The sequence below is a fragment of the Nonomuraea sp. NPDC001831 genome, assembly GCF_042892035.1.
In the GTDB taxonomy this organism is placed as follows: domain Bacteria; phylum Actinomycetota; class Actinomycetes; order Streptosporangiales; family Streptosporangiaceae; genus Nonomuraea.
This window is the reverse complement of the sequence record NZ_JBIATU010000029.1, coordinates 1-25,715: the sequence shown is the minus strand read 5'-3', so window position 1 is coordinate 25,715 and position 25,715 is coordinate 1. Positions and strand designations below refer to the sequence as shown.

At 71.3% G+C, this 25,715-nt stretch carries 28 protein-coding genes; 17 read left to right on the top strand and 11 right to left on the bottom strand.

All coding sequences use genetic code 11. From position 1 onward, the window contains the following. Positions 1 to 40: 40 nt before the first annotated feature. The gene (locus ACFYYW_RS47355) at positions 41 to 2,125 is read right to left on the bottom strand and encodes a PhoX family protein (RefSeq protein ID WP_387660728.1); all 2,085 of its coding nucleotides are present in this window, start codon (positions 2,123 to 2,125) and stop codon (positions 41 to 43) included. A gap of 114 nt (positions 2,126 to 2,239) precedes the next feature. Here ACFYYW_RS47355 and ACFYYW_RS47350 point away from each other — a divergent pair, with 114 nt between their 5' ends. Beyond that, positions 2,240 to 2,677: a sterol carrier family protein gene (locus ACFYYW_RS47350; protein WP_387660725.1), complete on the top strand. Its 438-nt coding sequence runs from the start codon at positions 2,240 to 2,242 to the stop codon at positions 2,675 to 2,677. On the opposite strand, the gene ACFYYW_RS47345 is transcribed toward ACFYYW_RS47350, so the two are convergent. Next, entirely contained in the window at positions 2,674 to 4,554 is a 1,881-nt protein-coding gene (locus ACFYYW_RS47345; RefSeq protein WP_387660722.1) for a DUF4190 domain-containing protein, read from the bottom strand. The two genes, ACFYYW_RS47350 and ACFYYW_RS47345, sit on opposite strands and share 4 nt — an antisense overlap. A 142-nt stretch (positions 4,555 to 4,696) precedes the next feature. On the opposite strand from ACFYYW_RS47345, the gene ACFYYW_RS47340 reads away from it, so the two are divergent. The 4 genes from ACFYYW_RS47340 to purM all read left to right on the top strand — a co-directional run bounded on the left by ACFYYW_RS47340 (position 4,697) and on the right by purM (position 8,455). Next, positions 4,697 to 5,104, top strand: a complete 408-nt coding sequence (locus tag ACFYYW_RS47340; RefSeq protein ID WP_387660719.1) for a MarR family winged helix-turn-helix transcriptional regulator — start codon at positions 4,697 to 4,699, stop codon at positions 5,102 to 5,104. A gap of 94 nt (positions 5,105 to 5,198) precedes the next feature. Continuing rightward, complete coding sequence (locus tag ACFYYW_RS47335) at positions 5,199 to 5,945, top strand: SDR family NAD(P)-dependent oxidoreductase (RefSeq protein WP_387660716.1); 747 nt, start codon at positions 5,199 to 5,201, stop codon at positions 5,943 to 5,945. Between the two features lie 51 nt (positions 5,946 to 5,996). Beyond that, entirely contained in the window at positions 5,997 to 7,433 is a 1,437-nt protein-coding gene (purF, locus tag ACFYYW_RS47330; protein WP_352320467.1) for an amidophosphoribosyltransferase, read from the top strand. After that, a complete protein-coding gene (gene purM / locus ACFYYW_RS47325) occupies positions 7,430 to 8,455 on the top strand; it encodes a phosphoribosylformylglycinamidine cyclo-ligase (protein WP_387660712.1) in 1,026 nt (341 codons plus the stop codon). Before purF ends, purM begins: the two co-directional genes overlap by 4 nt. Positions 8,456 to 8,490: 35 nt before the next feature. On the opposite strand, the gene ACFYYW_RS47320 is transcribed toward purM, so the two are convergent. Continuing rightward, the gene (locus tag ACFYYW_RS47320; protein ID WP_387660710.1) at positions 8,491 to 9,036 is read right to left on the bottom strand and encodes a CGNR zinc finger domain-containing protein; all 546 of its coding nucleotides are present in this window, start codon (positions 9,034 to 9,036) and stop codon (positions 8,491 to 8,493) included. 86 nt (positions 9,037 to 9,122) lie between these two features. Between ACFYYW_RS47320 and ACFYYW_RS47315 the strand changes: the two genes are divergently transcribed. Beyond that, complete coding sequence (locus ACFYYW_RS47315; protein WP_387660707.1) at positions 9,123 to 9,965, top strand: alpha/beta fold hydrolase; 843 nt, start codon at positions 9,123 to 9,125, stop codon at positions 9,963 to 9,965. A gap of 91 nt (positions 9,966 to 10,056) precedes the next feature. On the opposite strand, the gene ACFYYW_RS47310 is transcribed toward ACFYYW_RS47315, so the two are convergent. Next, the gene (locus ACFYYW_RS47310; RefSeq protein WP_352320460.1) at positions 10,057 to 10,284 is read right to left on the bottom strand and encodes a DUF3073 domain-containing protein; all 228 of its coding nucleotides are present in this window, start codon (positions 10,282 to 10,284) and stop codon (positions 10,057 to 10,059) included. Between the two features lie 151 nt (positions 10,285 to 10,435). Continuing rightward, entirely contained in the window at positions 10,436 to 11,515 is a 1,080-nt protein-coding gene (locus ACFYYW_RS47305; RefSeq protein ID WP_387660704.1) for a Leu/Phe/Val dehydrogenase, read from the bottom strand. 105 nt (positions 11,516 to 11,620) lie between these two features. Here ACFYYW_RS47305 and ACFYYW_RS47300 point away from each other — a divergent pair, with 105 nt between their 5' ends. Continuing rightward, a complete protein-coding gene (locus ACFYYW_RS47300; protein ID WP_352320456.1) occupies positions 11,621 to 12,484 on the top strand; it encodes a hypothetical protein in 864 nt (287 codons plus the stop codon). A 322-nt stretch (positions 12,485 to 12,806) separates the two neighbouring features. After that, positions 12,807 to 13,010 carry a developmental transcriptional regulator BldC gene (bldC, locus tag ACFYYW_RS47295; RefSeq protein ID WP_013133571.1) on the top strand — a complete coding sequence of 68 codons (204 nt, stop codon included), beginning with the start codon at positions 12,807 to 12,809 and terminating at the stop codon, positions 13,008 to 13,010. A gap of 123 nt (positions 13,011 to 13,133) precedes the next feature. On the opposite strand, the gene ACFYYW_RS47290 is transcribed toward bldC, so the two are convergent. Next, positions 13,134 to 13,745 (bottom strand): TetR/AcrR family transcriptional regulator, encoded by a 612-nt coding sequence (locus ACFYYW_RS47290; protein WP_352320454.1) that lies wholly within the window; start codon positions 13,743 to 13,745, stop codon positions 13,134 to 13,136. Between the two features lie 257 nt (positions 13,746 to 14,002). Here ACFYYW_RS47290 and ACFYYW_RS47285 point away from each other — a divergent pair, with 257 nt between their 5' ends. The 4 genes from ACFYYW_RS47285 to ACFYYW_RS47270 all read left to right on the top strand — a co-directional run bounded on the left by ACFYYW_RS47285 (position 14,003) and on the right by ACFYYW_RS47270 (position 18,022). Next, the gene (locus tag ACFYYW_RS47285) at positions 14,003 to 14,995 is read left to right on the top strand and encodes a LacI family DNA-binding transcriptional regulator (RefSeq protein ID WP_352320452.1); all 993 of its coding nucleotides are present in this window, start codon (positions 14,003 to 14,005) and stop codon (positions 14,993 to 14,995) included. Positions 14,996 to 15,204: 209 nt separating this feature from the next. Further along, positions 15,205 to 15,453, top strand: a complete 249-nt coding sequence (locus tag ACFYYW_RS47280; protein ID WP_125645653.1) for a hypothetical protein — start codon at positions 15,205 to 15,207, stop codon at positions 15,451 to 15,453. Between the two features lie 131 nt (positions 15,454 to 15,584). Beyond that, positions 15,585 to 16,433, top strand: coding sequence for an N-acetylmuramoyl-L-alanine amidase (locus tag ACFYYW_RS47275; RefSeq protein ID WP_387660699.1), 849 nt, complete (start codon positions 15,585 to 15,587; stop codon positions 16,431 to 16,433). After that, positions 16,430 to 18,022, top strand: a complete 1,593-nt coding sequence (locus ACFYYW_RS47270; RefSeq protein ID WP_387660696.1) for a beta-N-acetylhexosaminidase — start codon at positions 16,430 to 16,432, stop codon at positions 18,020 to 18,022. Before ACFYYW_RS47275 ends, ACFYYW_RS47270 begins: the two co-directional genes overlap by 4 nt. A 7-nt stretch (positions 18,023 to 18,029) precedes the next feature. Here the strand turns inward: ACFYYW_RS47270 and ACFYYW_RS47265 are convergent, their stop codons facing one another. From ACFYYW_RS47265 to ACFYYW_RS47255, 3 genes are read right to left on the bottom strand one after another with little or no spacing between them, the layout of a single operon-like run. After that, positions 18,030 to 18,590 (bottom strand): GNAT family N-acetyltransferase, encoded by a 561-nt coding sequence (locus ACFYYW_RS47265; RefSeq protein ID WP_387660693.1) that lies wholly within the window; start codon positions 18,588 to 18,590, stop codon positions 18,030 to 18,032. Positions 18,591 to 18,608: 18 nt separating this feature from the next. Then, positions 18,609 to 19,661: a quinone-dependent dihydroorotate dehydrogenase gene (locus ACFYYW_RS47260; protein WP_358301940.1), complete on the bottom strand. Its 1,053-nt coding sequence runs from the start codon at positions 19,659 to 19,661 to the stop codon at positions 18,609 to 18,611. Between the two features lie 6 nt (positions 19,662 to 19,667). After that, positions 19,668 to 20,318, bottom strand: a complete 651-nt coding sequence (locus ACFYYW_RS47255; protein ID WP_387660689.1) for a response regulator — start codon at positions 20,316 to 20,318, stop codon at positions 19,668 to 19,670. An 18-nt stretch (positions 20,319 to 20,336) separates the two neighbouring features. Here ACFYYW_RS47255 and ACFYYW_RS47250 point away from each other — a divergent pair, with 18 nt between their 5' ends. Beyond that, positions 20,337 to 20,711, top strand: a complete 375-nt coding sequence (locus ACFYYW_RS47250; protein ID WP_387660686.1) for a tautomerase family protein — start codon at positions 20,337 to 20,339, stop codon at positions 20,709 to 20,711. Between the two features lie 39 nt (positions 20,712 to 20,750). Beyond that, positions 20,751 to 22,130: a dihydrolipoyl dehydrogenase gene (gene lpdA, locus ACFYYW_RS47245; protein WP_387660683.1), complete on the top strand. Its 1,380-nt coding sequence runs from the start codon at positions 20,751 to 20,753 to the stop codon at positions 22,128 to 22,130. Between the two features lie 56 nt (positions 22,131 to 22,186). On the opposite strand, the gene ACFYYW_RS47240 is transcribed toward lpdA, so the two are convergent. Then, positions 22,187 to 22,663, bottom strand: coding sequence for a DUF1772 domain-containing protein (locus ACFYYW_RS47240; protein WP_387660680.1), 477 nt, complete (start codon positions 22,661 to 22,663; stop codon positions 22,187 to 22,189). A gap of 117 nt (positions 22,664 to 22,780) precedes the next feature. Between ACFYYW_RS47240 and ACFYYW_RS47235 the strand changes: the two genes are divergently transcribed. Then, complete coding sequence (locus ACFYYW_RS47235) at positions 22,781 to 23,269, top strand: hypothetical protein (protein ID WP_352320436.1); 489 nt, start codon at positions 22,781 to 22,783, stop codon at positions 23,267 to 23,269. On the opposite strand, the gene ACFYYW_RS47230 is transcribed toward ACFYYW_RS47235, so the two are convergent. After that, the gene (locus ACFYYW_RS47230) at positions 23,270 to 24,088 is read right to left on the bottom strand and encodes a nucleotidyltransferase family protein (RefSeq protein WP_387660677.1); all 819 of its coding nucleotides are present in this window, start codon (positions 24,086 to 24,088) and stop codon (positions 23,270 to 23,272) included. Between the two features lie 151 nt (positions 24,089 to 24,239). Between ACFYYW_RS47230 and ACFYYW_RS47225 the strand changes: the two genes are divergently transcribed. Together ACFYYW_RS47225 and ACFYYW_RS47220 are read left to right on the top strand one after the other, a co-directional pair. Next, positions 24,240 to 25,034, top strand: a complete 795-nt coding sequence (locus ACFYYW_RS47225; protein ID WP_387660675.1) for a hypothetical protein — start codon at positions 24,240 to 24,242, stop codon at positions 25,032 to 25,034. Positions 25,035 to 25,112: 78 nt separating this feature from the next. Beyond that, on the top strand, positions 25,113 to 25,580 hold the full coding sequence (locus tag ACFYYW_RS47220) for a hypothetical protein (RefSeq protein WP_387660673.1): 468 nt from the start codon (positions 25,113 to 25,115) through the stop codon (positions 25,578 to 25,580). Positions 25,581 to 25,715: the final 135 nt, after the last annotated feature.

Genomic DNA, 25,715 nt, shown 5'->3' with positions numbered 1-25,715 from the left:
TTAACTTGAGGTCAACCGGTTTTCGCCGGGGAGCCGGGGATCAGCTGCCGATCTTCCTGCCCCTGCCGTGCCAGACCACCGCCACCGACGGGCGCGGCTGGTCGCCGTCGGGCCAGCGGCTGGCCGGGTTGTCCGGGGTCGCGCCGTCGATCTCGCCGGGGTGCTGCACGGCCACGAACACGCTCTTCTGGTCCTCGGTGACCAGCGGGCCGCAGGTCTCCGCGCCGAGCGGGACCGTGAGGAACTGGCGCAGGTGGCCGCGGTCGGAGCCGCGTACCGGCATGACGAACAGGCCGTCGTTGCTGCCGAGCTGGTTGCCGTCGGTGGAGATCCACAGGTTGCCGTCGGCGTCGAACGTCACGTTGTCCGGGCACGAGATCGGCGAGACCTTGGTCTTGTCGAAGCCGGCGAAGTAGGTCGCGGGGTCGTTCGGGTCGCCGCAGATGAGCGGGAGCGACCAGGCGAAGGTGGTCTCGCCCGCGTCGTTGCGCCGCTCGGCCACCTCCAGGATGTGACCGTGCTTGTTGGACGGGCGCGGGTTGGCCTCGTCCACCTGGGCGGCGGTGCGGTTGGAGTTGTTGGTCAGGGCCACGTAGACGCCGCCGGTGACCGGGTTGCGCTCCATGTCCTCCGGACGGTCCATCTTGGTCGCCCCGACCTTGTCGGCCGCCGTACGGGTGTAGACCAGCACCTCGGCGGCGGTCATGCCGTCCACGTACGACCTGTCGCCCGACACCAGCGGGATCCACTGGCCCGAGCCGTCGAACAGCCCGTCGGAGGGCAGCTTGCCGGAGCCGTCGATCTCGGCGGCCGGGCTGTCGCCGGTGAACTTGGCGACGTACAGGGTGCCCTCGTCCAGCAGGGTGCGGTTGTGGCGGTCGAAGCCGGGGATGTACCGGTTCTTGGAGACGAACTTGTAGATGTACTCGAAGCGCGAGTCGTCACCCATGTAGACGACCAGGCGGCCGTCCCTGGCCAGGGTGGTGTTGGCGGCCTCGTGCTTGAACCTGCCGAGCGCGGTGCGCTTGACGGGCGTGGAGTCGGGGTCGAACGGGTCGATCTCCACGATCCACCCGAACCTGTTGGCCTCGTTCGGGTGCTTGGCCAGGTCGAAGCGCTCCTCGACCCGGTCGAAACGGCGGTTGCCCGCCGGGGTGCCCGTCGTGATCGTGTACCGCGAGATGTACGGCCGCTGCGCCTCGGGCACCTTGTCGCCGTTGACGAAGTACTGGTCGAAGTTCTCCTCGGCGGTCAGGACCGTGCCCCACGGGGTGGAACCGCCCGAGCAGTTGTTCAGCATGCCGACCGGCGCCAGGCCCTTGGGGTCGGCGGCCGTCCTGAGCAGGGCGTGACCGGCGGCGGGGCCGGAGAAGCGCATCGGCGTCTGCGCGGTGACGCGCCGGTTGTAGCGGCGGCGGCCCTTGGTGGTGAGCTTCCACTCGCCGGTGCCGTGCGCCCGCTCGATCTCCACGACCGAGCCGCCGTGCGCGGCCAGCGCGATCTTGATCTGCTCCTCGGTCGCCGCCGCGCCGCCCGTGTACCCGCGGAACATCAGGTTCTCGTCGGTGTACTCGTGGTTCACCCACAGCAGGCCGCGGTTGTGGCCCATCGGGAAGAACGTCACGTAGTCGCAGTTGTAGCCGAACTGCTTGTTCTGGGCGTCGGCCGTCTGGTTGGCGAAGTCGAAGGCCGGCGCGTCGGGCAGCACCGGGTCGCCCCAGCGCACGACCACGGAGGAGTTGTAGCCGTCGGGGATGCGCAGCGCGTCGTCCTTGTTCGGCGGCACCGGGGTGAAGGCGATCCCGCTCCCGCCGCGCAGGCCCTCCGCGACCGGCCCGGCGGCGGTCTCGGCGGCCGCCTCGGCCGCCGGCTCGTCGGCGAACGCCGGGACCGCGCCCGCCACGCCCACGCCCGCCACCAGCGCGCCGAGCGCGCCCGCGCGCAGCACGCCGCGGCGCGTCAGCGCCTCCTTCACCACGTCGCCGAAGTAGGCGTTGCCCGTCGTGTTGGCCACGTCGTGCGCGCACGCGTTCCCGCAACGGAACTGACAGGTCAGAGCGGATCGGCCACCTTTGTGCGGGGTGGAAAGCAGCGGCAGCAGCCGCCCCGCCTCAGGGTTCGCCACAGGTCCTCCAGATATGTGCGCGGTTGTACGGCGGGGACGTTACGGTCGCCGACGAAACCCGGGGTGAACGACGACCTCCGTCCCGATGAACGCTTGCCGCGAGACAATGGACCCGTGCCACCACGCAAGATCGACCCGGAGAAGCTGCGCGCGGCCCTCGACGGCCAGCTCGTCGCCCTCGACGAACCGCCCTACGACGGCCCCGCATCGGCCCTGCCCGACGCCCTGGTCGCCGCGGTGCTGACCGCCTACGACCGCGGGCTCGTCCCCGAACGCGACGCGGCCCGGCAGGCGGTGCGCCACCTGCTGGAGAAGCTGGCCGCCGCCGCTCCCGGCCGCACGGTCGAGGTGCGCGTGCCGCCCTACGCGGCCGTCCAGGCCGTCCCCGGCCCCCGCCACACCCGCGGCACGCCGCCGAACGTGGTGGAGACCGACGCCCGCACCTGGCTGGAGCTCGCGCTCGGCCGGCTCACCTGGGACGAGGCCGTGGCCAGGGGCTCGGTCGCGGCGAGCGGCTCCCGCGCCGACCTGTCAGCCCACCTGCCGCTCTAGCGGCCCTTGCTCATCCAGGGGAACCTGCTCTCGAAGCACTGGTCGGCGAGCTGGCCGGGAAGCTGGCCGCACTCCTGGACCACCTTCCAGAACCAGATCGCGACGATCGCGAACAACACCAGCGACAGCGCGCTGATCACGATCCCGGCGATGGCCCGGCCCCTGCCCACATGCTTGGCGAGCGCCACACAGCCGAAGACGATCGACAGGATCGCCGTGAGCACGCCGGTGAAGCAGACGAACACCAGGAACGGGCTGGCCACGCCCAGCACCAGCGAGGCGGTGGCCAGGCCGCTGCCGGGCGGCGCGGGCGGCTGGGCGCCGTAGGGGCCGTACTGGCCGTAGGCGGGGGCTCCCGGCGGCGGGCCGTAACCGGGCGGGCCGCCGTAGGGGCTGGAGGGGGTGGTGCCGGGGACGGACGCGTCCCGGCCGCCGGTCTCGTACGCCCCCGGCGCCTCATAACGCCCGCCAGCCGCCGCCGACCCCCCATAGGCCCCCTCACCGCCCCCGCCGACCCCCGGCCCGCCATACGGCCCCTCACCACCACTGCCGACCCCCGGCCCGCCATACGGCCCCTCACCACCTCCGTTGGACCCCGGGCCGCCATACGGCCCCTCACCGCCTCCACCGGACGCCGTCGGCCCGCCAGAGGCCCCGCCGGACGCTGTGGGCCGGGCGTAGGCTCCCTCGCCCCCGTAGGCCCCCGGCCCGCCGTAGGCTCCTTCGCCCCCGTAAGGTGCGCCAGGACCTCCTGTGGGCCCTCCTGCGCCTCCCGAGGGGGGCGTCACGCCTTCCGCGCCCGCGGTGGCACCCGTGCCTACGGCTCCTCCGGGGCGCTCGATGCCTCCTGAGGTTTCCGCACCTCGTGGGCCCTCCGTACCGCCCTCCGCGCCGCCCGGCCGCGCGCCCGGCTCCTCGGGGCCGCCGGCCGCGTGGGTGCCGGTGGGCGGGGGCTCGAAGGTGGGCACGTCGCCGTATTCGTACCGGGAGGGCGCGGGGCGGCTCGGCTCCTCGTCAGGTTGCGTGCCCCAGCCCGGATAGGCCGGGGTGCCGCCGGGCATCGGATAGACCTGCGTCTCCTCGGCGTCCCTGCCGGACCATCGCGTCCCGCCGGTGCCGCCCTCGGCCGGTTGCGGCGTCTCGGGCGAGGTGGGCAAGTCGGGATGGTCGGGACGTCCCCCGGGCCTGGGCTCGTGCGACGGCGGCACGTCGGGTGGCGGCGGTGGCACCAGGGGTGGCACGGGCGCGATCGGCTCCTCGCCCTCCCGCTCCTCCTCGAACGGCCACTCATCCGCCCACCGCCCACCCCCGGACCGCCCTCCGGCTCCTTCACCCTCAGACCGCTCCCCCGGCCGCTCCCCCGGCCGTTCACCGGGCTGCTCGCCGGTCCGCTCGCCGGGCTGTTGGCCCTCGTGCCGCCCGCCGCCCGACCGGCCTCCCTCTCCGGGACCTACGCCCTCCCCGGGGGCCGCGCCCTCCGGAGTGTCCGCCTGACGAGAGGCGTGCTCGGGCCCAGAGACGTGCTCGGGTCCAAGGGCGTGCTCGGGTCCAGGGGCGTGCTCGGGGGCGTGTTCGTGGTCGGGGGCGGTCCAGCCCTCCGGGGTGCCGGCGCCGCCGGTCGGCCCCGCGCCGGGCGGGCCGCCGACGGCCCACTCGCTCGGGCGCCACTCGTTGCTCGTCGGCCCGCCCTCGTACGGCCCGATCTCCGGCGGCTCCTCCTCGGGCGCCGGCCGATCCTCCTCGGCCGTCCCCTCCCGCCACCATTCGGGCGTGTGCTGCGGCGGCGCGGATTCGGGCCGGCCCTCGCGGGGGTGGCCTTCGCGGTGCTGCGGGTCCTGCCCCTCGCGGGGTTCGTTGGGGTCCCCAGGTGTGGTCACGTCTGCGTCTCCCGACGGGTCTGCATGCCGGATACTTCACCTTTTCGCGGAGGGCATCGGCTAAAGCGCACGACACGGTAAGACGGCCGCCATCCTTGGGTCACCATGCGCCAAAGCGGCAGGCGGCGGGCAAGATGAGTGCATGCTGGACGAGACCCTGACGTACGCCCTGATCATGGTCATGAAGACCCACCGCAACCGGATGGCCGCCGCCCTGGCGCCACTGGGCCTGCACACGGGCCAGGAGCTGCTGCTCAACCAGCTGTGGCGGCAGGACGGCCTCACCCAGGGCGAGCTGATCGCCCGGCTGGGCGTGGAGCCGCCGACCGTCACCAAGACCCTCCAGCGCCTCGAACGCGCGGGCTTCGTCCACCGCTCCCCCGACCCCGACCGCCCGCGGGTGGGCCGCGTCCACCTGACGGAGGCGGGCAAGGCGCTGCGCGAGCCGGTCGAGGAGATCTGGGCCAGGACCGACGAAGAACTCCAGCACGGCCTGGACGACACCGAACGCGCCCTGCTGTCCCGCCTCGTCCGCGCCATCCCCCAGTAACCCTCTTCACCAAGAGCGAAACCCCCTTGCCTCCAGCACCCAAAAGCGACTTAGCTGGCTAATTAGTCGGCTAATCAATCAAGAGAGGCATCCTATGCACGCGTTCATCACCGGCGGCTCCTCCGGCATCGGCGCCGCCACCGCGCTCGCCTACGCCAGGGCCGGCGCGCGGGTCACCATCACCTACAACACCGGCCCGGACCGCGCCGCGGAGGTCGTCAAGCGCATCGAGGAGGCGGGCGGCCAGGCGGCGGCCGTCCATCTCGACCTGGAGGACCACGCCACCGTCGCGCCCGCCGCCGCCCAGGCGGGCCCGGTGGACGCCCTCGTGCTCAACGCCGTCCGCTGGGGCACGATCATGCCCAACAGCATGAGCTTCGAGGAGGTCCCCGCCGCCGAATGGACGGCCGCCCTGCACGCGAACGTCGTCGGCAACGCCCTGCTCGTCCAGGCTTTCCTGCCCGGGATGCGGAGGAACGGCTTCGGCCGGATCGTCTTCGTCTCCTCGGGCGCCGCCGAGGAGGGCCAGCCGGGCCCCGGCCCGTACGGCACCGCCAAGATGGCCCTGCACGGCATGGCCCGCGCCCTGGCCTGGGAGGCCGGCCGGGACGGCGTGCTGGTCAACGTGGCCGTGGCCGGGCTCACGATCACCGAGGCCGAGCGCCCGGTCACCCAGGAGGTCCTCGACCGCATCGCGGCCCGCACGCCCAGCCGCCGGCTCTCGACCGCCGACGACATGGCGGCGCTGATCCATTTCCTCGGATCGGCGGCGAACCGCAACGTCACCGGAGAGTTCGTCCGCGACGGATCCAACGCCGGCAGATCCTCCCACGCCGGCTGATGAAGCACCCGGGTGTGCGAGCACGGAAGCCCGCAACCTAAACTGAGGCATGTGCTGAAGGGCGACGGCCGGCTCGGCCATGACCTGGACCCCCACGACCGCGCACCCAAAGACGCTTGTGGTGTCTTCGGCGTCTGGGCACCAGGCGAGGAAGTTTCCAAACTCACCTACTACGGGCTGTACGCGTTGCAGCACCGCGGCCAGGAGTCCGCGGGCATCGCGGTCAGCGAGGGCAGCCGCATTCTCGTCTACAAGGACATGGGCCTGGTGGCCCAGGTCTTCGACGAGTCCGTGCTGGGCACCCTCCGCGGCCACCTGGCCATCGGCCACTGCCGTTACTCCACCACGGGTTCGAGCGTGTGGGAGAACGCGCAGCCGACCCTCAGCTCCACCGAGGTCGGCGGGCTCGCGCTCGCGCACAACGGCAACCTGATCAACACCCCGGAGCTGGCCGAGCGCCTGGCTCCCGGCTCCACCCGGGCGACTACCGACACCGAGGTCCTGGCCTCGCTGCTCGCCCAGGATCGCACGCGTTCCATCGAAGACTCGGCGGCAGAGCTGTTGCCGCAGGTCAAGGGCGCGTACTCGCTGGTGTTCATGGACGAGAAGACCCTCTACGCGGCCCGTGACCCGCAGGGCATCCGCCCGCTGGTCCTGGGCCGTCTGGAGCGCGGCTGGGTGGTGGCCTCCGAGACGGCGGCCCTCGACATCGTGGGCGCCACGTTCGTCCGCGAGATCGAGCCCGGCGAGCTGCTCACCATCGACGAGGACGGCGTCCGGTCCCGTCGCTTCGCCCTGCCCGACCCCAAGGGCTGCCTGTTCGAGTACGTCTACCTCGCCCGTCCCGACACCACGATCGCGGGCCGCGGCGTGCAGGTCACCCGGGTCGAGGTCGGCCGCGTGCTGGCCCGCGAGCACCCGGTCGAGGCCGACCTGGTCATCCCCACGCCCGAGTCCGGCACCCCGGCCGCCGTCGGCTACGCCGAGGAGAGCGGCATCCCCTACGGCCAGGGCCTGGTGAAGAACTCCTACGTGGGCCGCACGTTCATCCAGCCCTCGCAGACCATCCGCCAGCTCGGCATCCGGCTCAAGCTCAACCCGCTGCGCGAGGTCGTCGCGGGCAAGCGCCTGGTGGTCGTCGACGACTCGATCGTGCGCGGCAACACCCAGCGCGCCATCGTGAAGATGTTGCGCGAGGCGGGGGCGCGTGAGGTGCACGTCCGCATCTCCTCGCCGCCCGTGGCCTGGCCGTGCTTCTACGGCATCGACTTCGCGACCCGCGCCGAGCTGATCGCCGGCTCGCTGTCGGTGGAGGAGATCAGGGCCTCGCTGGGCGCCGACTCGCTGGGGTACATCTCCCTGGAGGGCCTGACCAAGGCCACCACCATCCCCGCCGGGCGGCTCTGCCGGGCCTGCTTCGACGGCTCGTACCCGATCCCCATCGACCAGGACAACGTGGGCAAGTTCGTGTTGGAGAGCAAAGCGTGAGTACCTACGAGGCCGCCGGCGTCGACATCGAGGCGGGCGAGCGCGCCGTCACCCTGATGAAGGACAAGGTGGCGCGGGCCCGCCGGCCGGAGGTGGTCGACGACGCCAGCGGCTTCGCCGGGCTCTTCGACGCCTCGGCGCTGCTGCGTTACCGGCGTCCGCTGCTCGCCTCCTCCACCGACGGCGTGGGCACGAAGGTCATGATCGCCCAGCGCTACGGCAAGCACGACACGATCGGCATCGACCTGGTCGGCATGGTCCTCGACGACCTGGTGGTCTGCGGGGCCGAGCCGCTGTTCATGACGGACTACATCGCCGTCGGCAAGGTCGTGCCCGAGCGCGTGGCCGAGATCGTCGGCGGCGTGGCCGAGGGCTGCCGGCTGGCCGGCGCGGCGCTGGTCGGCGGCGAGACCGCCGAGCACCCGGGCGCCATGGGCCCCGACGAGTATGACCTGGCCGGAGCCGGCACCGGCGTGGTCGAGGCCGACGCCATGCTGGGCCCCGACCGCATCCGCGAGGGCGACGTGGTCCTCGGGCTGGCCTCCTCCGGCGTCCACTCCAACGGCTACTCGCTGGTGCGGCACGTGCTGCGCGAGGCGTCGCTGTCGCTCGACGCGGTGCTGCCCGAGCTGGGCCGTCCGCTGGGCGAGGAGTTGCTGGAGCCGACCCGCGTCTACTCGCTCGACTGCCTCCACCTGGCCCGTTCGACCGAGGTGCACGCCTTCGCGCACATCACGGGCGGCGGCCTGGAGGCCAACCTGTCGCGGTCGCTGCCCGGCCACCTCGACGCGCTGCTCGACCGGTCGTCCTGGACCCCGCCGGCGATCTTCGAGGTGCTGGCCGGGCACGGGCGGATCACCCAGAAGGACATGGACCGTACGTTCAACCTCGGCGTGGGCATGGCGGCCGTGGTGGCGCCCGGCTCGGCCGACGAGGCCGTCCGGCTGCTCGCCGAGCGCGGTCTGCCCGCGTGGGTGCTGGGCGAGATCGTCCAGGGCTCCGGCCAGGCGCGCTACCGCTGACCCGCGACGGGGGCCGGCTCGACGCCGGCCCCCGTTCAGCCGGTCCTGTGCCGCTGGTAGTGGCGGGCGACGCGCACCCGGTTGCCGCACAGCTCCGGTGAGCACCAGCGCCGCCGGGGGTGGGCGGGCAGGAAGATCATGCGGCACCGGGGGCCCTCACAGGCCCTGATCCGGCTCGCCGCCGGATCGGTGAGCAGGTCGGCCGCGGCCTCGGCGAGCTGCGCGAGCAGGCGGGCGAGCCGGTCGCCGTCCCTGTGCGCGCCCTTGGTGAGCCCGCCGTCCGTGACGTCCAGACGCCCGTACGCCGGCGCGGCGCGCATCGCGTCGTTGATCGCCGCGACCGCCTCGCCGGGCGGCCGCTCGCCCCGGCGCACGGCCTCGACCGCCGCCGCCACGTGCGCCCGCAAGCCCCGGAGCACGCCGAGATCGTCCGCCGTGAACGGCCCCCGGACGGACGCCAGCCGGCCCGCCTGACGATCGAGCCAGTTCCCGAACACCTCGGGCGTGTCGAGGACGTCGAAGTCCTGGGCCCGGGTGTTCACCAGGTCCAGCGCGAGCGGCTCACCGATGAGGAACTCCATGAGTTCTAATGCTACATCTCCCCCTTGACGCGTTAGAAGCCTGCCCGTTATAACTAACGCATCATTGCGCGAGAAAGGCATTAGGCATGGAGATCCCGCAGATCCGCCACGGTTTCGTGGACGTGGAAGGCGTCCAGGTGTTCTACCGGGAGGCGGGCCCGCGCGACGGCATCCCCGTGCTCCTGCTGCACGGCTTCCCCTCGGCCTCCCACCAGTACAGGCGCCTGATGGACGCCCTGGGCGCCCGCTACCGCCTGATCGCGCCGGACTACCCCGGCTTCGGCCACACCGAGGCCCCCGGCGACTTCGTCTACTCCTTCGACCGCCTGGCCGACGTGGTCGAGGGTTTCGTGCGCAAGATCGGGCTCGACCGCTTCGTCTGGTACGCCTTCGACTTCGGCGGCCCCGTCGGCTTCCGCCTGGCCACCCGGCACCCCGAATGGATCGCCGGCCTGATCGTCCAGAACGCCAACGCCTACGACGAGGGCCTGTCGGAGCTGGCGCGCACCACGATCCACGCGCCCGCGGAGAACCTGGGCGACCTGTTCACCCTGCCCGTCACGCGCGGCCAGTACGAGGGCGGCGCGTCGGACGTCTCAGCCGTCGCACCCGACGGATGGACCCTGGACCAGCACTTCCTCGACCTGCCCGGACGCCGGGAAGCCCAGCTCGCGCTGGCGCTCGACTACCGCTCCAACCTCGCGCTCTACGCCGACTGGCAGGCATGGCTGCGCCGCCACCGGCCGCCCACGCTGATCGTGTGGGGCCGCAACGACGCCTTCTTCCCGGAGCCGGGCGCGCACGCCTACCTGCGGGACCTGCCGGACGCCGAGCTGCACGTGCTGGACACTGGGCACTTCGCCCTGGAGGACAAGCTCCCCGAGATCGCACCGCTGGTCGCGGGCTTTCTCGACCGCACGCAAGCGTGACGAAAGCCCCACGGTTGCCCGTGGGGCTCGACGCTCATGAACGAGGATCCGGCACATGCCGGATCCTCGGCCACGTCACTCTGAAGAACGGCTATCGGCGACCCGAAGGACGGCCGTCTTCGTCGTCCCCGGAGCCGTAGTCATCGGCGTAATCGGCATAGCGATCCGCCAGCTCATCGTTGAGGTCGTCGGCGTCGTCATTGCTGGAGTCTCCGACCCCGAGTTCGTCGCGCAGACGGTCAAGATCCGTGCCACCGCTGTTGTACTTCAGCTGGCGAGCAACCTTGACCTGCTTGGCCTTTGCTCGGCCGCGCCCCATTGGCTCGACCCCCTCGTGTGGGGTCGTCCCCGACCCCTCGTCGCTAACGCACCACACACTGACGCCGCCTGACTTTGGACGTCAGCCTATCGTTCGCCTATTACCGTACCTGTTTTGTGCCCAGCTCGGTACGTCGTATGGGCGTGGGGCGTCAGTGGCCCAGCCAAATGGCCCCAATACGCCCGACTTCCGACATTCTGCGCTCGGCTAGCCTATCCGCTGCCACAGCCGGCGGGACGCCCTCGTCCGCCGCGATCCCGAAGATCTTCAGGGTCGTGTCGTAGATCTGGGCCGCCTTCGCCCTGGCCCGGTCCATGCTGAAGCCCTCGATCTCGTCGGCGACCTGGATGACGCCGCCGGAGTTGACGACGTAGTCGGGCGCGTACAGGATCCCGCGGTCGGCCAGCTGCTTCTCGACGCCGGGATGCGCGAGCTGGTTGTTGGCCGCGCCGCAGACGATCTTCGCCCGCAGACCGGCCACCGTGGCGTCGTCGAGCGCGCCGCCCAGCGCGCACGGCGCGAAGACGTCGATGTCGGACGTGGTGAGCGCCTGGGCGTCGGCGACCACCTCGACCTCCGGATGCCGCTGGCGCACCCGCTCGACGGCCCGCGGATCGACGTCGCAGATCACGACCTCGGCGCCGTCCTCGCGCAGGAGGTCGACCAGGCGGTGGCCCACCTTCCCGACCCCCTCGACGCCGACCCGCCTGCCGTGCAGCGACGGCGTGCCGAAGACCCGTTCGGCCGAGGCGCGCATGCCCTGGAAGACGCCGAACGAGGTCAGGACGGAGGAATCGCCGGCGCCGCCGTGGGCCAGGGTGCGGCCGGTGACGTGGCGGGACTCGCGGGCGACGACGTCCATGTCCTCGCTGAAGGTGCCGACGTCGCAGGCGGTGATGTAGCGCCCGCCCAGCGACTCGACGAACCTGCCGTAGGCGCGCAGCAGCGCCTCGCTCTTGACCTTGGCCGGGTCGCCGATGATGACGGCCTTGCCGCCGCCGAGGTCGAGGCCGGCCAGGGCGTTCTTGTAGGACATGCCCCTGGCCAGGTTGAGCACGTCGGCCAGGGCCGCCTGCTCGTTCTCGTACGGATAGAACCTGGTGCCGCCGAGCGCGGGCCCGAGGGCCGTGCTGTGGACGGCGATGATCGCACGCAGGCCGCTCTGCTCGTCGGCGCAGAAGACGACCTGCTCGTGGACGTCCTTGTGGGACGTGCCGAAGACGTCGGTCACGGTAGTGACTCCCTGTCCGGTCCACCGCTCCTTCGCGGCGGAGGTCACTCTCAGACTAGTGAGCCCGACGGTGCGCGCAGGTGCTCTTCGTGACACGATGCCTCCGTGCTGCCCTATGCCGCCTACCTCCGCGTCTATGAGCCACTGACCGCGTTCGCCGAGTCCGAGCGCAAGCTGTGGGCCGACTACGCCGACTCACGCGACCGTCCGCGCCGGGCGAACGCGCTCAACGCGGAGCACAGCGAGTCGGTCATGCGCCTGCTCGGCATGCCCCCTCAGCCCGTTCCCGCCCAGGAGAGCCCCAATGCCTATCTGCGGCGCGTTGAGGACCGTTTGTACGTATGTCCCTGGCAGACGCGTCTGCGGTCGTGGCTGGCCTTCTCACGGCTTCGTGGCGCCACTCCCGTGAAGCTGATGGACCGGCTCGTGCCGAAGGCCATCGCCGAGCAGACGGCCGACGACTTCGACCGGTTCAAGCGCCGGGCCGGTTCGTCCGCCTTGCGTACGCACATTCGCACCACGGCGTGGCATGTGCCGCCATCGTGGTTCGTGCCGTTTGATGGGAACGAGCGCTGGCTGGTGCTCGGCTCCTCCACCCCGGGACAGGACGTGACGACCACTACGGGCCGTAACCTCATCTACGTCACCTCCATGGCCCAGGCCAGGAGGCGGGCGGCCCGCGCACTCAACGTGATGCGCCGGCACCTCGGCGACGCGTCGTCCAACTTCGACGTGGAGGACATCGCGCGCTGGCTGGAGGAGTTCCACCCGCACTCGCTGGTCGAGCTCGACTACGGCGGCCTGGTCCACCTGATGAACGACGACGCCCTCCAGGCCGACCAGTCGGTTGCTGAGCTTTCGGCCGCTTTGACCGGTCTGGACACGGGTCAAGAAGAACTTGCCTATGCCATGTACCAGCGCGTCATCCTTCGGTGGAAGTCAATGCAACAGCTGGAATCCGCCAACTGATTCCCAAAACAACCGTCTGACCTGCATGAGTAGGTCACGTCTCGCGGCTGCTCTCTTCTGCGAACTGAGTAGTTTGCCGTTTTCACTGCGATACCACGAACCGTGTCGCTAGAATCACCGAGCGTGACATCGCCATAGGGGCGGGCAGTTGGGTCAAAGAAGGGCTCGCCAATCGCTCTGCGTGGCGGTATGGTCACATCGGGTGATGCCGCATATGGCTCAGAAAAGCCGCACGCTCTGCGCCATAGGGGGACATCCGTGACACGCGCAAAGGCAGTCACAGGATCGCTAAGCCGGTCCACACGGAGGAGAGGCCGCACAAATGTCAGCTCGTACACCCGAGGCCGAGCCACTGCTCACGCCCGCTGAGGTCGCGACCATGTTCAGGGTCGACCCCAAGACCGTTACGCGGTGGGCCAAGGCGGGCAAGTTGACGTCGATTCGTACCCTCGGCGGTCATCGGCGTTACCGGGAGACCGAGGTTCGCGCACTGCTGGCGGGCATTCCACAGCAGCGTTCCGAGTAGTTCGCAAAGGGTCGTCACGAACCTCAGGGGGGTTGAGGGTGGACCAGGTACGCTTGCCCGGTCCACCGACGTGACGTCGCACGGGGAAGTTGGCGTCGCCCGCCCGGCGCCACTCTTCCCCCGCTACGCCAGTTGCTCGCCGGTGAGCACGTCGAGCAGCTCGCCGACCTCGCCGTCGTAGGCGGCGGCCACGCCCAGCAGGGCCACCATGTGGTCGACGAGCATCTTCTCCAGGATCGGCCGCTCGACGTCGCGGTGCTCCAGCCAGTCGAGACCGGCCGTCTCCACGGAGGCGATCCACGAGCGCAGCGTGGTGCGCAGCACCGGGCTCGGCTCCTCGACGCGCATCTGCTTCTGGATGAGGCGGAACAGCCTCCGGCGCACGCCGTCGACGATCTCCCCCACCTCGCCCGCCCGGTTGGCGGGCCCCCCGCGCAGCAGCGCGGCGAAGCCGGCGGCGTGCTCCTCGACGAAGTCGAAGTAACGCCCGAGGCCCGCGGCCAGCTCGTCGAGCGGCCTGCCGCCCTCGGCCGGGCGCAACCGCGACTCCAGCTGCTCGGCCGCGCTCCTCAGCGCGGCCACGTAGAGCTCCTGCTTGCCGCCGAAGTAGTGGTAGACGAGCGCCCGCGAGGCGCCTGCCGCGGAGGCGACGTCGTCGATCGAGACGTCCTCGGCGTCACGGGTGCTGAACAGCTCCAGCGCGGCCGCCATGAGCTCCTCGCGACGGCGGTCCACGCTCAGCCTTCGGCGTGCGGGGCGTGCCGTCTCGGCTGACTTCCCGGGTGTCACACCTGCACAGTATCCGACGACGTGCCCAATAGCGGACGTGTGGCGAATGGGTCAATATCAGGCTTCCCTAACCCGAAGCCGTACCCTGCGGCTTACTCGATCGTTTGGTGAGACAGGTGCCCATATCCGCATCGCGGGGGAGACACATGTCAGGACCGCCCGTCAACACTTCAACCATCGCCGAGCTCCGCGAGGTAGACCCATTGCCTCGGCCACGACCCACCATCCGCAACGTCGCCGAGCGAGCCGGCGTCTCGAAGTCGCTGGTCTCACTCGTGCTGCGCGGATCCCCGCACGTGAGCGAGCACCGGCGGCAGGCAGTGCTCCAGGCGGCGCGCGAGCTCGGCTACCGGCCGAACGCCGTCGCGCGCAGCCTGGTGGAAGGACGTACCCATCTGGTCGGGGCGCTCGTCGCCGACCTGCACAACCCGTTCTACGCCGAGTTCCTCGACGGCCTGCAGGAGAGCCTGCACGGCGACGGGCTGCGCATGCTGATCGGGAACAGCCAGTGGGACCCGGCGTTCGAGGACGAGGCCGTCGAGGCCTTCCTGGAGCTCCGGGTCGACGGGCTGGTGCTCTTAGGCATCGCGCCGACCAGCGAGACGCTGATCGAGGCCACCGCCTACACCCCGACCGTCGTCGTGGGGGAACGTGACATCGAGCTCGACGGCGTCGACATCGTGGTCGACGACGACCAGCTCGGCGCCCGGCTGGCCATCGACCATCTGGTGAACTTCGGGCACAAGCGGATCGCGCACATCGAGGGCCCCCGGTCCTCGCGCTGCGAGGGCTACCTCGTGGCGATGCGCAGGCATTCGCTGGCCCCGTACATCATGGTCGAGGCGGCGGACGCGACCGAGGAGGGCGGCCGCGAGGCGGCGATCGCCCTGCTGACCCGCGACCCGCGGCCGACGGCCGTGTTCGCGGCCAACGACGTGGTGGCGCTGGGCGTGCTGGCCGCCGCGGCCGAGCTGGGGCTGCGGGTGCCGGAGGACCTGTCCGTGGTCGGCTACGACAACACCCACCTGTCGGCCTCACGGCACATCTCGCTCACCTCGGTCGACCAGCCGCGCCGCGCCATGGGCAGGTCGGCGGCCGCGTTGCTGAGCGACAGGATAGGCGAGCCGGCCAAGGGCGCCCGGCTGCGCGAGATCCAACCCGAGCTGGTCGTGCGCCGCAGCACAGGACCCGCCTGAGGGGATATCTGCCGGTTGCGCTGCCGTTGCGGGCCTTTACCGGGCGCCGCAATGGCACGGCGGGCCAATGCGCAGGTCTCTCGTCGGCAAGCCCGACCAAAGCCTGGGTCAAGCCGTACGGCAACGTCGCCGGACGGCGGTTTACTCGTCAGGGTCATGCTAATTGTGGCCGAATCTGGTTCGGTCACGATCTGATCCGGGGGACAGTCATGCGTGATCCAGAACTGGTGTCCTGCGCCCAGCGCGCGGCGGCCGAGCTCGAACGCGCCTGGGGGCACTGGCGCGCGGGCAGGGGGCGGGGCACCGACGTCGGCGCCGAGTCCGTCGCCAGCTACGTGGCGCATTCCCTCGACCATCCGTGGGGCCGCCCCCGCGTCGTCCTCGGCCTCGACGCCGAGGACGCGCGGGAGCTGGCCGCCCTGCTCGAACGGCAGGAGGTTGGCGAGCACGTGTGGTGAAGCGGACGGCGAAACCGCCAGACGGACCGTCGCAGCGGTCCCGATCCGGCACTTCGGCAGGGTCGCGTGCCGACTCGCAGGATTGCTGTTGATACGGGCCTGAACGCGTGGCTTCACGTAAGTTGGAGCCCATGCGTGCTCTACCAGCCACCGTCCTCGCCGCCTGCGGCCTGATCGCCTCCGCGTGCGGCGGCACCGAGCCTGGTGGCGCCGCGGCAGGTCAGGCCCCCTCCACCGCCCAAGGGCCCAGTAAGGCGTCCGTCCAGGACGGGACGACGGAGACGGCCACGGCGAAGCAGGCGCCGCCCGGCGCCAAACCGCTCGTCGGCAAGGTCATCGTCATCGACCCCGGGCACAACGGCGCCAACTACCGCCATCCGGCCGAGATCAACCGCAAGGTCAACGTGCTGACCCAGATGAAGGCCTGCGACACGACCGGCACGGCCACGAAGAGCGGTTACAGCGAGGCCGCCTTCACCTGGGACGTCTCCAACCGCATGGCGAAGATCCTCAAGCAGCGCGGCGCGACCGTCAAGCTGACCAGGCCGGACAACGACGGCGTCGGCCCGTGCATCGACCAGCGGGCCGCGATCGGCAACAAGGCCCATGCCGACGCCGCGATCTCGGTCCACGGCGACGGCTCGGACAACCCCTCGCACCGGGGGTTCCACGTGATCCTCCCGAAGAAGATCAACGGGCCGGTCGACAAGGTCGTGGGCGCCTCGACCAAGCTGGGGATCGACGTACGCGACGCCTACCTCAAGGGCACCGGCATCCCCTACTCCAACTACATCGGCAGCAAGGCGCTGAACTTCCGCAACGACATCGGCGGGCTCAACCTCTCGACCGTGCCGAAGGTCCTCGTCGAGTGCGGCAACATGCGCAACGCCGTCGACGCGGCCAAGTTCCAGGACCCGAAGTTCAGGCAGCGGATCGCCTTGGCACTCGCGAACGGGATGCAGCACTATCTCGAAGCATGATTCCTCGCCCAGAGCTGCTCAGTGATCTTTCCGGCTCCTTCGAGCTGACCTCGGGCGCGACCGTCGCCGGTCCGTACGCGGACGCGGTACGTCGCGCGCTGCCCCTCCTCGACCTGCGCCCGGGAGACTCCGGCGAGATCGAGGTACGCCAGGATCCCGCGCTCGGCGCGGAGGCCTACCGGCTGACCACCGGGTCGCGTGGGATCGAGATCGTCGCCGGCGGGGCGGCGGGCGCGTTCTACGCCGCGCAGTCGTTGCACCAGTTGCTGCCGGACGCCTCCTACCGGTTCGCCGACGGCGCGTCGTGGCCGGTGCCCGGGGTGCGGATCGAGGACGCGCCGCGGTTCGCCTGGCGTGGGCTGCACCTCGACGTGGCCCGGCATTTCTCCCCCAAGCGGGAGGTGCTCCGGCTGATCGACCTGATGGCCGTGCACAAGCTGAACCGGCTGCACCTCCACCTGGTCGACGACCAGGGCTGGCGGGTGGAGAGCCGGGCGTACCCGCTGCTGCACGAGGTCTCCTCGCACCGGCCGCGCACGGCCACCAACTACTACCGGGAGCCGGAGGCGTACGACGACATCCCGCACGGCGGCTACTACACGCTGGAGGACCTGGCCGAGATCGGCGCGTACGCGCGGTCCAGGTTCGTCACGGTGGTGCCCGAGATCGACGTGCCGGGGCACGCCTCGGCGATCCTGGCCGCCTACCCGGCGCTCGGCGCCACCGGCGAGCCCTACGACGTGCTCGACCGGTGGGGCATCTCGCCGGCGATCCTGTCGCCGCTGCCGCCGACCGTCGAGTTCCTGATCACGATCTTCGACGAGATCATCGGCGCGCTGGGCGAGGTGCCCTTCTTCCACATCGGCGGGGACGAGGTCGTGCTCGACCACTGGGCGCAGTCGGCCCAGATCACGGCCTACCGCGAGTCGCTGGGGCTGTCCACGGTGCCCGACCTGCAGGCGTGGTTCCTGCGCGCGCTGGCCGACGCCCTCGCCGAGCGCGGCGCGCGGGCCGTGGTGTGGGACGAGGCGTTCGTCAGCGGCGGGCTGCGCCAGGACACCGTCGTCATGCCGTGGCGCGGCATGGGCGTCGGGCGGCGCGCCGCCGCGGCCGGCCACGAGGTGGTCGCCACCCCGGTGTTCCCGCTCTACTTCGACTACGCCGAGGCGGCCTCCGCCGACGAGCCGATGGCCATCGGCGACACCACCACGGTGGCCGACGTGGCCGCGTTCGACCCGGCCCCCGCCGACTGGACCGACGAGGAGCGGGCGCGCGTCATGGGCGTGCAGGCCCAGCTCTGGACCGAGCGCGTGCCCGACCCCCGGACCGTCGACTACCGGCTCTGGCCGCGGTCGTGCGCGCTGGCGGAGGTCGCCTGGGCCGGCTCGGGCGGCGACGGGTTCGCCGAGCGGCTGGAGCGGCACCTGCGGCGGCTCGACGCGATCGGCGTGGAGTACCGGCCGACGGCGGGCCCGCACCCGTGGCAGCGGCGGCGTCCGCACCGGCCGAGCGGCGTGAAGGTGAACGAGGTGATGGAGCGCATCGACGCCATGACGCACGACGCGGAATCGACCAGGCCGAGCGTCTGACCGTCGGTCACATGGGCGCGGGGCGGTCGTTGAGTATGCGCTGGAACAGCACGTGGTCCTGCCACTCGCCGTCGATGCTGACGGCGCGGGGGGCCAGGCCGTACTCCTCGAAGCCCGCCTTGCGCAGGACCGCCTGCGAGGCCTTGTTGTGCGGGAGCGTGCCGGCCTCCACCCGGTGCAGGCTCAGGTCCTCGTCGGCGGCCCGGCATGCCTCCAGCACCGCCTTGGTGGCCAGCCCCCGCCCGTTGTACGCGGCGTCCACCCAGTAGCCCAGCGACGCGCTCTGGGCGGCGCCCCGGATGATGCTGTTCAGGTTCATCCGGCCCACGACGCGGTCGCCGTCCGTGAGCACCCACGGCATGACGAAGCCGGCCGCACGGTCCTCGGCCAGTCGTTCGAGGCGTGCGGCCTGGCCCGCGGTGGTGAAGAAGTCGGCCGGCCTGCGGGGCTCCCAGGGGCGCAGGAACTCGCGGTTGCGGCGGTAGGCGTCGGCCAGCGCCCGCGCGTCGGACCTGGCGACGGGGCGCATGACGACGTCGTCGGTGAGCTTCACCTCGGCATTGATCACGATTCCACGATAGGGGCCCTAGGCGGTGCGGCCGATCGCCTCGGTGACGGAGGACAGACCGTGGCGGCGGACCCGGCGGGCGAGCTGCCGGTGGATGCGGGCGGCCCACAGCGGGCCGCCGTAGATCCAGCCGGTGTACCCCTGGACCAGGGTGGCCCCGGCCAGCAGGCGCTCCCAGACGTCGTCGACGTCCTCGACGCCGCCCACGGAGACCAGCGTGAGGCGGTCGCCGACCTTGGCGCGCAGCCGGCGCAGCACCTCCAGCGAGCGCCCCTTGAGCGGACGCCCGGACAGGCCGCCGGTCTCGCCGCCGTGCCGGATGGTGGTGTTGGTCGCGATGATGCCGTCGAGGCCCAGCTCCACGGCCAGGTCGGCGACCGCGTCGACGTCTTCGTCGGCCAGGTCGGGGGCGATCTTCACCAGCAGCGGCGTGCGGCGCGGCGTCGCGTCGGCGACCTCCTTGACCGCGACCAGCAGCGGGCGCAGCAGCTCGACCGCCTGGAGGTTGCGCAGGCCGGGCGTGTTGGGCGAGCTGACGTTGACCACCAGGTAGTCGGCCAGCGGGGCCAGCTCCCTGGCGCCGGTCACGTAGTCGGCCACCGCCTCGGACTCCGGCACCACCTTGGTCTTGCCGATGTTCACCCCGACCACGACCGGCACCCCGCGCGTACGGCGCAGCCGCCGGGCGGCGGCGCGGGCGCCGGAGTTGTTGAAGCCCATCCGGTTGATCACCGCCCGCTCCCCCACCAGCCGGAACAGGCGCGGCTGCGGGTTGCCGGGCTGGGCGTGCGCGGTGATGGTGCCGACCTCGACGTGGCCGAAGCCGAGCGCGGCGATCGCCTCGGCGCAGGCCGCGTCCTTGTCGAACCCGGCGGCCAGGCCGAACGGGCCGGGGAAGTGCACGCCGAACGCGGTCACCCGCAGGACCGGGTCGTGCGGGGCGAACGCTCGGTGGAGCAGCCGCTTGAGCAGGGGCAGCCGGGCGAGCACGGCCAGGCCCTTGACGGTGAGACGGTGCACGGCCTCGGCGTCGAAACGCCGCAAGACCTGCGTGAACACGAGGCGATACATCACGGGTCAGGCTACCAATCCCGCCTCGTGGGCGATGATCGCGGCCTGGACGCGGTTGCGCACGTCGAGGCGGGTCAGGATCGTGCTCACGTACGCCTTCACGGTGCCCTCCACGATGTGCAGCCGCTTGGCGATCTCCGCGTTCGACAGGCCCGCGCCGAGCAGGGCGAGGACCTCCCGCTCGCGATCGGTGAGCACGCCGGCGCGGTCGCGGGCCTCGGCCTCGCGGGCCATCCGGCCGCCGCCGAGCTGGGCGATCACGCGCTGGGCCACCTTGGGCGACAGGTACGCCGCGCCGTCGGCGACCGCGTGGATGCCGGCGATCAGCTCGCGCGGGTCGCCGGACTTCAGCAGGAACCCGGCGGCCCCCACCTCCAGCGCCCTGGCGATGTAGTCGTCCTCGCCGAACGTGGTCAACATCACCACGGCGGTGGCGGGCGCGACGCGGCGCAGCTCGGCCGCGGCGGCCAGGCCGTCGAGGCGCGGCATGCGGATGTCGAGCAGCGCGACGTCGGGACGGTGGCCGATGGCCAGGTCGACGGCCTGTCTGCCGTCGCCTGCCTCGGCGACCACCTCCAGGGACGGGTCGGAGTCGAGGATCGCCTTGACCCCGGCCCGGATCATGGCCTCGTCGTCGGCGAGGAGTACGCGGATCACGCCCCCTATATTGCCGACATGGCACAAGTGAAGGTTTACGGGCGTCGTGACGTGTGGGCCGGACGGCAGCGTGAGATCTCCGATCTGCTGCAGTCGTGCCTGGTCAGCGCGTGGGGCGTGCCCGAGGAGAAGCGGTTCCACCGGTTCCTGCTGCTGGACGCCGACGACTTCGTCTGCCCGGGGCGCAGCGCGAACTACCTGATCATCGAGGTCGTGTGCTTCACGGGACGCAGCGACGACGCCAAGCGCGCGCTGATCCGCTCGATCTACGAGAAGTCGGGATACGACCCTGAGGATGTGGAGATCACGATCATCGAGATGCCCAAGGTGAACTGGGGGATCCGGGGCGTCCCGGCCGACGAGCTGACGCTGTCGTACAAGGTGGAGGTCTAGCGTCAAGGGTGACCTGGGGCGGGCGGTATGGTCCGAGTCATGAGCACTCACTATGACGTCGTCGTTCTCGGCGCGGGTCCGGGAGGATACACGGCCGCCGTCCGCGCCGCCCAGCTCGGGCTGCGTACCGCGGTCATCGAGGAGAAGTACTGGGGTGGCGTCTGCCTGAACGTGGGCTGCATCCCGTCCAAGGCGCTGCTGCGCAACGCCGAGCTGGCCCACATCTTCCACAACGAGGCCAAGACGTTCGGCATCAGCGGCGAGGTGAGCTTCGACTACGGCGCGGCCTTCCAGCGCAGCCGCAAGGTGGCCGACGGCCGGGTCAAGGGCGTTCACTACCTGATGAAGAAGAACGCCATCACCGAGTACGACGGGCGCGGCACGTTCCTCGACGCCAACACCCTGCAGGTCAACGATGAGACGATCACGTTCGACCACTGCATCATCGCGGCCGGGGCCACCACCAGGCTGATCCCGGGCACGCAGTTGTCGGAGCGGGTGGTGACGTACGAGGAGCAGATCCTCACCGAGAACCTGCCGCGCAGCATCATCATCGCGGGCGCGGGCGCGATCGGCGTGGAGTTCGCGTACGTGCTGCACAACTACGGCGTCAAGGTGACGATCGTGGAGTTCCTCGACCGGGTCGTGCCGCTGGAGGACGAAGAGGTCTCGGCCGAGCTGGCCAAGCGCTACAAGCGACTCGGCATCGAGGTGCTGACCTCGACCCGCGTCGACGGCATCGAGGACACCGGCGGCTCGGTCAAGGTCACCGTCACCCGCGACGGCCAGACCCAGGTGCTCGAGGCCGACAAGGTCATGCAGGCCATCGGCTTCCAGCCGCGCGTCGACGGCTACGGCCTGGAGAAGACCGGCGTGCAGCTCACCGAGCGCGGCGCGATCGCCGTCGACGGCCGCTGCCGCACGAACGTGCCCCACATCTTCGCCATCGGCGACGTCACCGCCAAGCTCATGCTGGCCCACGCCGCCGAGTCGATGGGCATCATCGCCGCCGAGACCATCGCCGACGCCGAGACCATGGAGCTCGACTACGTGATGATCCCGCGGGCCACGTACTGCCAGCCGCAGGTGGCCAGCTTCGGCTACACCGAGGCGCAGGCCCGCGACCTGGGCTACGACGTCAAGGTGGCCAAGTTCCCCTTCACGGCCAACGGCAAGGCCCACGGCCTGGGCGACACCGCCGGGTTCGTCAAGATCATCAGCGACAACACGCACGGCGAGCTGCTCGGCGCCCACCTGATCGGCCCCGAGGTCACCGAGCTGCTGCCGGAGCTCACGCTGGCCCAGCAGTGGGACCTGACCGTGCACGAGGTCGCGCGCAACGTGCACGCGCACCCGACGCTCGGCGAAGCGGTCAAGGAGGCGATCCACGGCCTCGCGGGCCACATGATCAACATGTGATCCGGTCGCGCGGATGCGCATCCCGGTGCTCGTCCATCGGGATGCATCCGGCCAGGTCAGACCCAGACGTACAGGGCGACGCCGAGCAGCGCGACGGCCAGCGCGGAGGCCCAGCCGCGCAGCGTGTTCCACCGGGTCCAGCGCGGCGCGTACGCCTGCCAGGCCAGCTCGCCCGCCTCCAGGGCGTTGTTCATCGGCACGTTGATCGCGGCCGTGACGGCGATCGAGCCCAGGAAGTAGACGACGGCCGCCGCGAACGCCAGGACGGCCGGCCCGCCGTCCCCGCCGATCAGCAGGAACACGCCGGCCAGCAGCGAGGCCACGGGCGCGAGCATGAACGTCGACAGGAATCCGGGGTTCAGGATCTTCCTGTTCATGCTGCGCATGGCGGCCGCCGCGCCCTCCGGCCCCGCGGGCTCCCCCAGGGCGTCCAGGCCGGGCATGACGGAGGTGGAGAAGGCGAAGAACACGCCCGCCATCAGCCCGTTCAGGACGAGGGCGAGCACCGAGGAGACGGCCGCGAGTACGCTCACGTCCCTATGATCCCTTAAGTCACGCTTGTCCGGAGCATCCGCCGACGCCCTCGATTCTCATTGAACGTTCATTTATTCCTGAGACGTCTCTGAGACCGGGGGCACAACGTGGTGCCCGTGCCTCCAACGAACGCGCAAACTCAGATCGGACGGCTCGGCGCCGTCACGGTACGCCTGGGGCTCTTCGGGCTGGTCGCGCTGGGCATCCTGGGCGCCGGCCTGGAGCTGGCCTTCGAACGCCACTGGCAGTCCTGGCAGCAGTTCGTCCCCTGGGTGGCGCTGCTGGCGCTCGGGGCCGCGCTGGTGCTGCTCGCCCTGGACGCCTCGCCCCTCACGCTCAAGGTCGTCCGCGGGATCGCGCTTGCGGTGCTGCTCGCCTCGGCCTACGGCGTGTACGCGCACATCTCGGCCAACCATGGCATGGGCGCCTTCGACCCGCGCTACGCCGACACCTGGCAGACCCTCTCGCCCCTCACCCAATGGTGGTACGCGCTGACCAAGTCCGTCGGCCCGGCCCCGCCGCTCGCGCCCGGCATGCTCGCCCAGAGCGCGCTCCTGCTGCTGCTGACCACGCTGGCCCCCGCCAGGGCCAGGCAGGACGCCTGATCACATCCCGCAGGCGGCCCGCACGTCGGCGACCAGCCGTTCGGCGGCGGCCACCGTACGGGTGATCTCCTCCGGCGTGCCGCCGACGGAGGCGAGCAGCGTCTGGGCCCGCTCGCCGAACCCGGCGGGCGCCGAGGGCAGCCGGCCGGCGGCGGCGACCATGCCCTTCTCGTTGATCAGCCAGGCGCCGTCGGCCGCGTGCAGGGCGTGGCAGGCGACGCCGATCGCGCGGAACAGCGCCCCGGCGGCGTACACCGGGTCGCGCCCGGCGGCGCCGTACTCGGCGATCGTGAGCGAGAAGCCGGCCTCCCACAATCCCTGGACCAGCGCCTCGCGCAACGCGGGCGGGTACGCGGCGGTCTCGGCGCGCAGGGCCGCCAGCTCACCGGACGGGTCGGCCAGCACCTTGCACAGCGCCACCTCGCCCGCGTAGGCGTGGGAGTAGAAGCCCAGCGGGTGGCCCGGCTGGACGCCGATCTCGTACCGTCCGGCGCGGCAGTCCCGCCAGACGCGGCGCACCCGGTCGAGGTCGCGGTAGATCCAGTCAACCCGCCACCCCTCGACGGTGAGCCAGCCGCCGCCGTCGACCCACGGGCCCCAGCCGCCGGGCTCGGTCACCTCGGTCGGCTCGCCGGTCATCTCCTGGGCGAGGGCGCGCAGGTCGCCGACGGCGAGCGGCCCCCGGTAGTACAGGCCCAGATCGATGTCGGAGTCCGGCCGGTGCGTGCCGCGGGCCCGGCTGCCGCCGAGCGCGACCGCCACCACGCCGGGCACCTCGGCCAGCTTCGCCGCGATCTCCCGCAGCCGTTCGTCACGCATGCCGGTCCGCCATCCGTCCAACCTACCGAAGGCCCAAATCACATATTTCCGAACCACTCCGGCATTTTCCGCGTCACACTCAAGCACAGCCCGGTGTGTGATCCACGAGACTGGAGAGACCGAAGTGGCGTCAGGTCGCAAACTCGTTGCCATGGCCGTGATGACGGCCGCCGCGCTCACCACGGGAGGGGCCGTGGCCCGCGGCGAGGCCCGCCCGGCCGCCGCCGCCCAGGAGCCGGCCCCGGTGACCACCACCGCTCTGACCACCCCCGCTCGGACCACCCCCGCTCTGACCACCCCCGCTCGGACCACCCCCGCCGCCACGGCGGAGCCCGCCTGCATGCGGGTCAAGGGCGCCGAGGTCTGCGTGGGCCCGGACGGCAGCGACCGGCCCGGCATCTGGGTCGAGGACACCCGCAACGACAAGCTGCACGCCGCCGTCGAGTACCACCTGAACGAGTACCTGGGCACCAAGTACGTCATCCACAACCTGGGCGGCAAGGGCGAGATCCGCGGCAACCGCGAGATCGGCAGGACGGTGACGTTCCGGGCCGCCGTGTACGAGGGCAACCACCGCGTCCGCGTGGGCCGTTGGAAGACCGTCCGCAACCTCACCAAATACCCGGTCAAGCGCGACACCGGCGTCACCCCGGCCGCCGCGCGGGGCCGTTCGGAGCTGTGCTCGTACACCAAGGGCGGGGCGAGCGTGTGCTTCCACGAGCGCGACACGTACGTCTTCGCCTGCGACACCAGGGCCGACGAGTACCAGGCGCGCGCCGAGTACTTCGTGGCCGGCGACCCGACCGCCCGGTACGAGATCCACCAGCTCGCCGGCCTCAACACCTGCGGCAAGGCCGAGCACGGCGACCAGTCGATCAGCATGTTCCGCGCGTCGGTCTACAACGGCTCCCACCGGGTCGCGACGCGGCAGTACAAATACAACTAGTTTGCAAGCGCCCCCGCAAGCCGGTTGAAATCGGGCCAATGCACTGTGTGGTCATCCCAGAGAGGAAGGAACCCCTCGATGACCGCCTCCCGTACCGCCGCCGTCCTGACCGGTGTCGCCGCCGCAGCCCTGGTCGCGCTCGTCTCCTCCCCCGCCCAGGCCGCCTCGGCCGCTTCGTGGGGTCCCTACTACGCCCCTGGGCAGGCCGCCAAGGCCACCGGCTCGCTGAGCGCGACCGGCGAGGACCACGCCGACCTGCCGACCGCCGACGTGGTGCGGATCTCCGGCAAGCTCACCGACCGCACCCGCAAGGACTCCGCCTGCGGCTGGGCGGTCTTCCGCATCACCTACCGCGACGGGAGCAACCTGCCCAACAAGGAGCGCAGCATCCGCAACTGCTCCTCCACCTCCGTCAAGCGGTTCTCCTTCGAGTCCCACGACGTCTACCAGGTCGAGCTGAAGGTCTGCGCCGAGGGCAAGGGCGCCAAGCCGTCCCTGAACTGCCTGTACGCCGGCACCTGGAAGACCCTCTACCTGTCGAAGTGAGGCCCCCCGGCGGGGGGGGGGCCCCCCCCCCCCCCCCGGGGGGGGGGGGGGGGGCCCCCCCCCCCCCGGGCCGGGCCCCCCCCCCCCCCCGGGCGCGCAGAGGGACGCGGCGCCGCCCCCCCCCCGCGCCCGCCC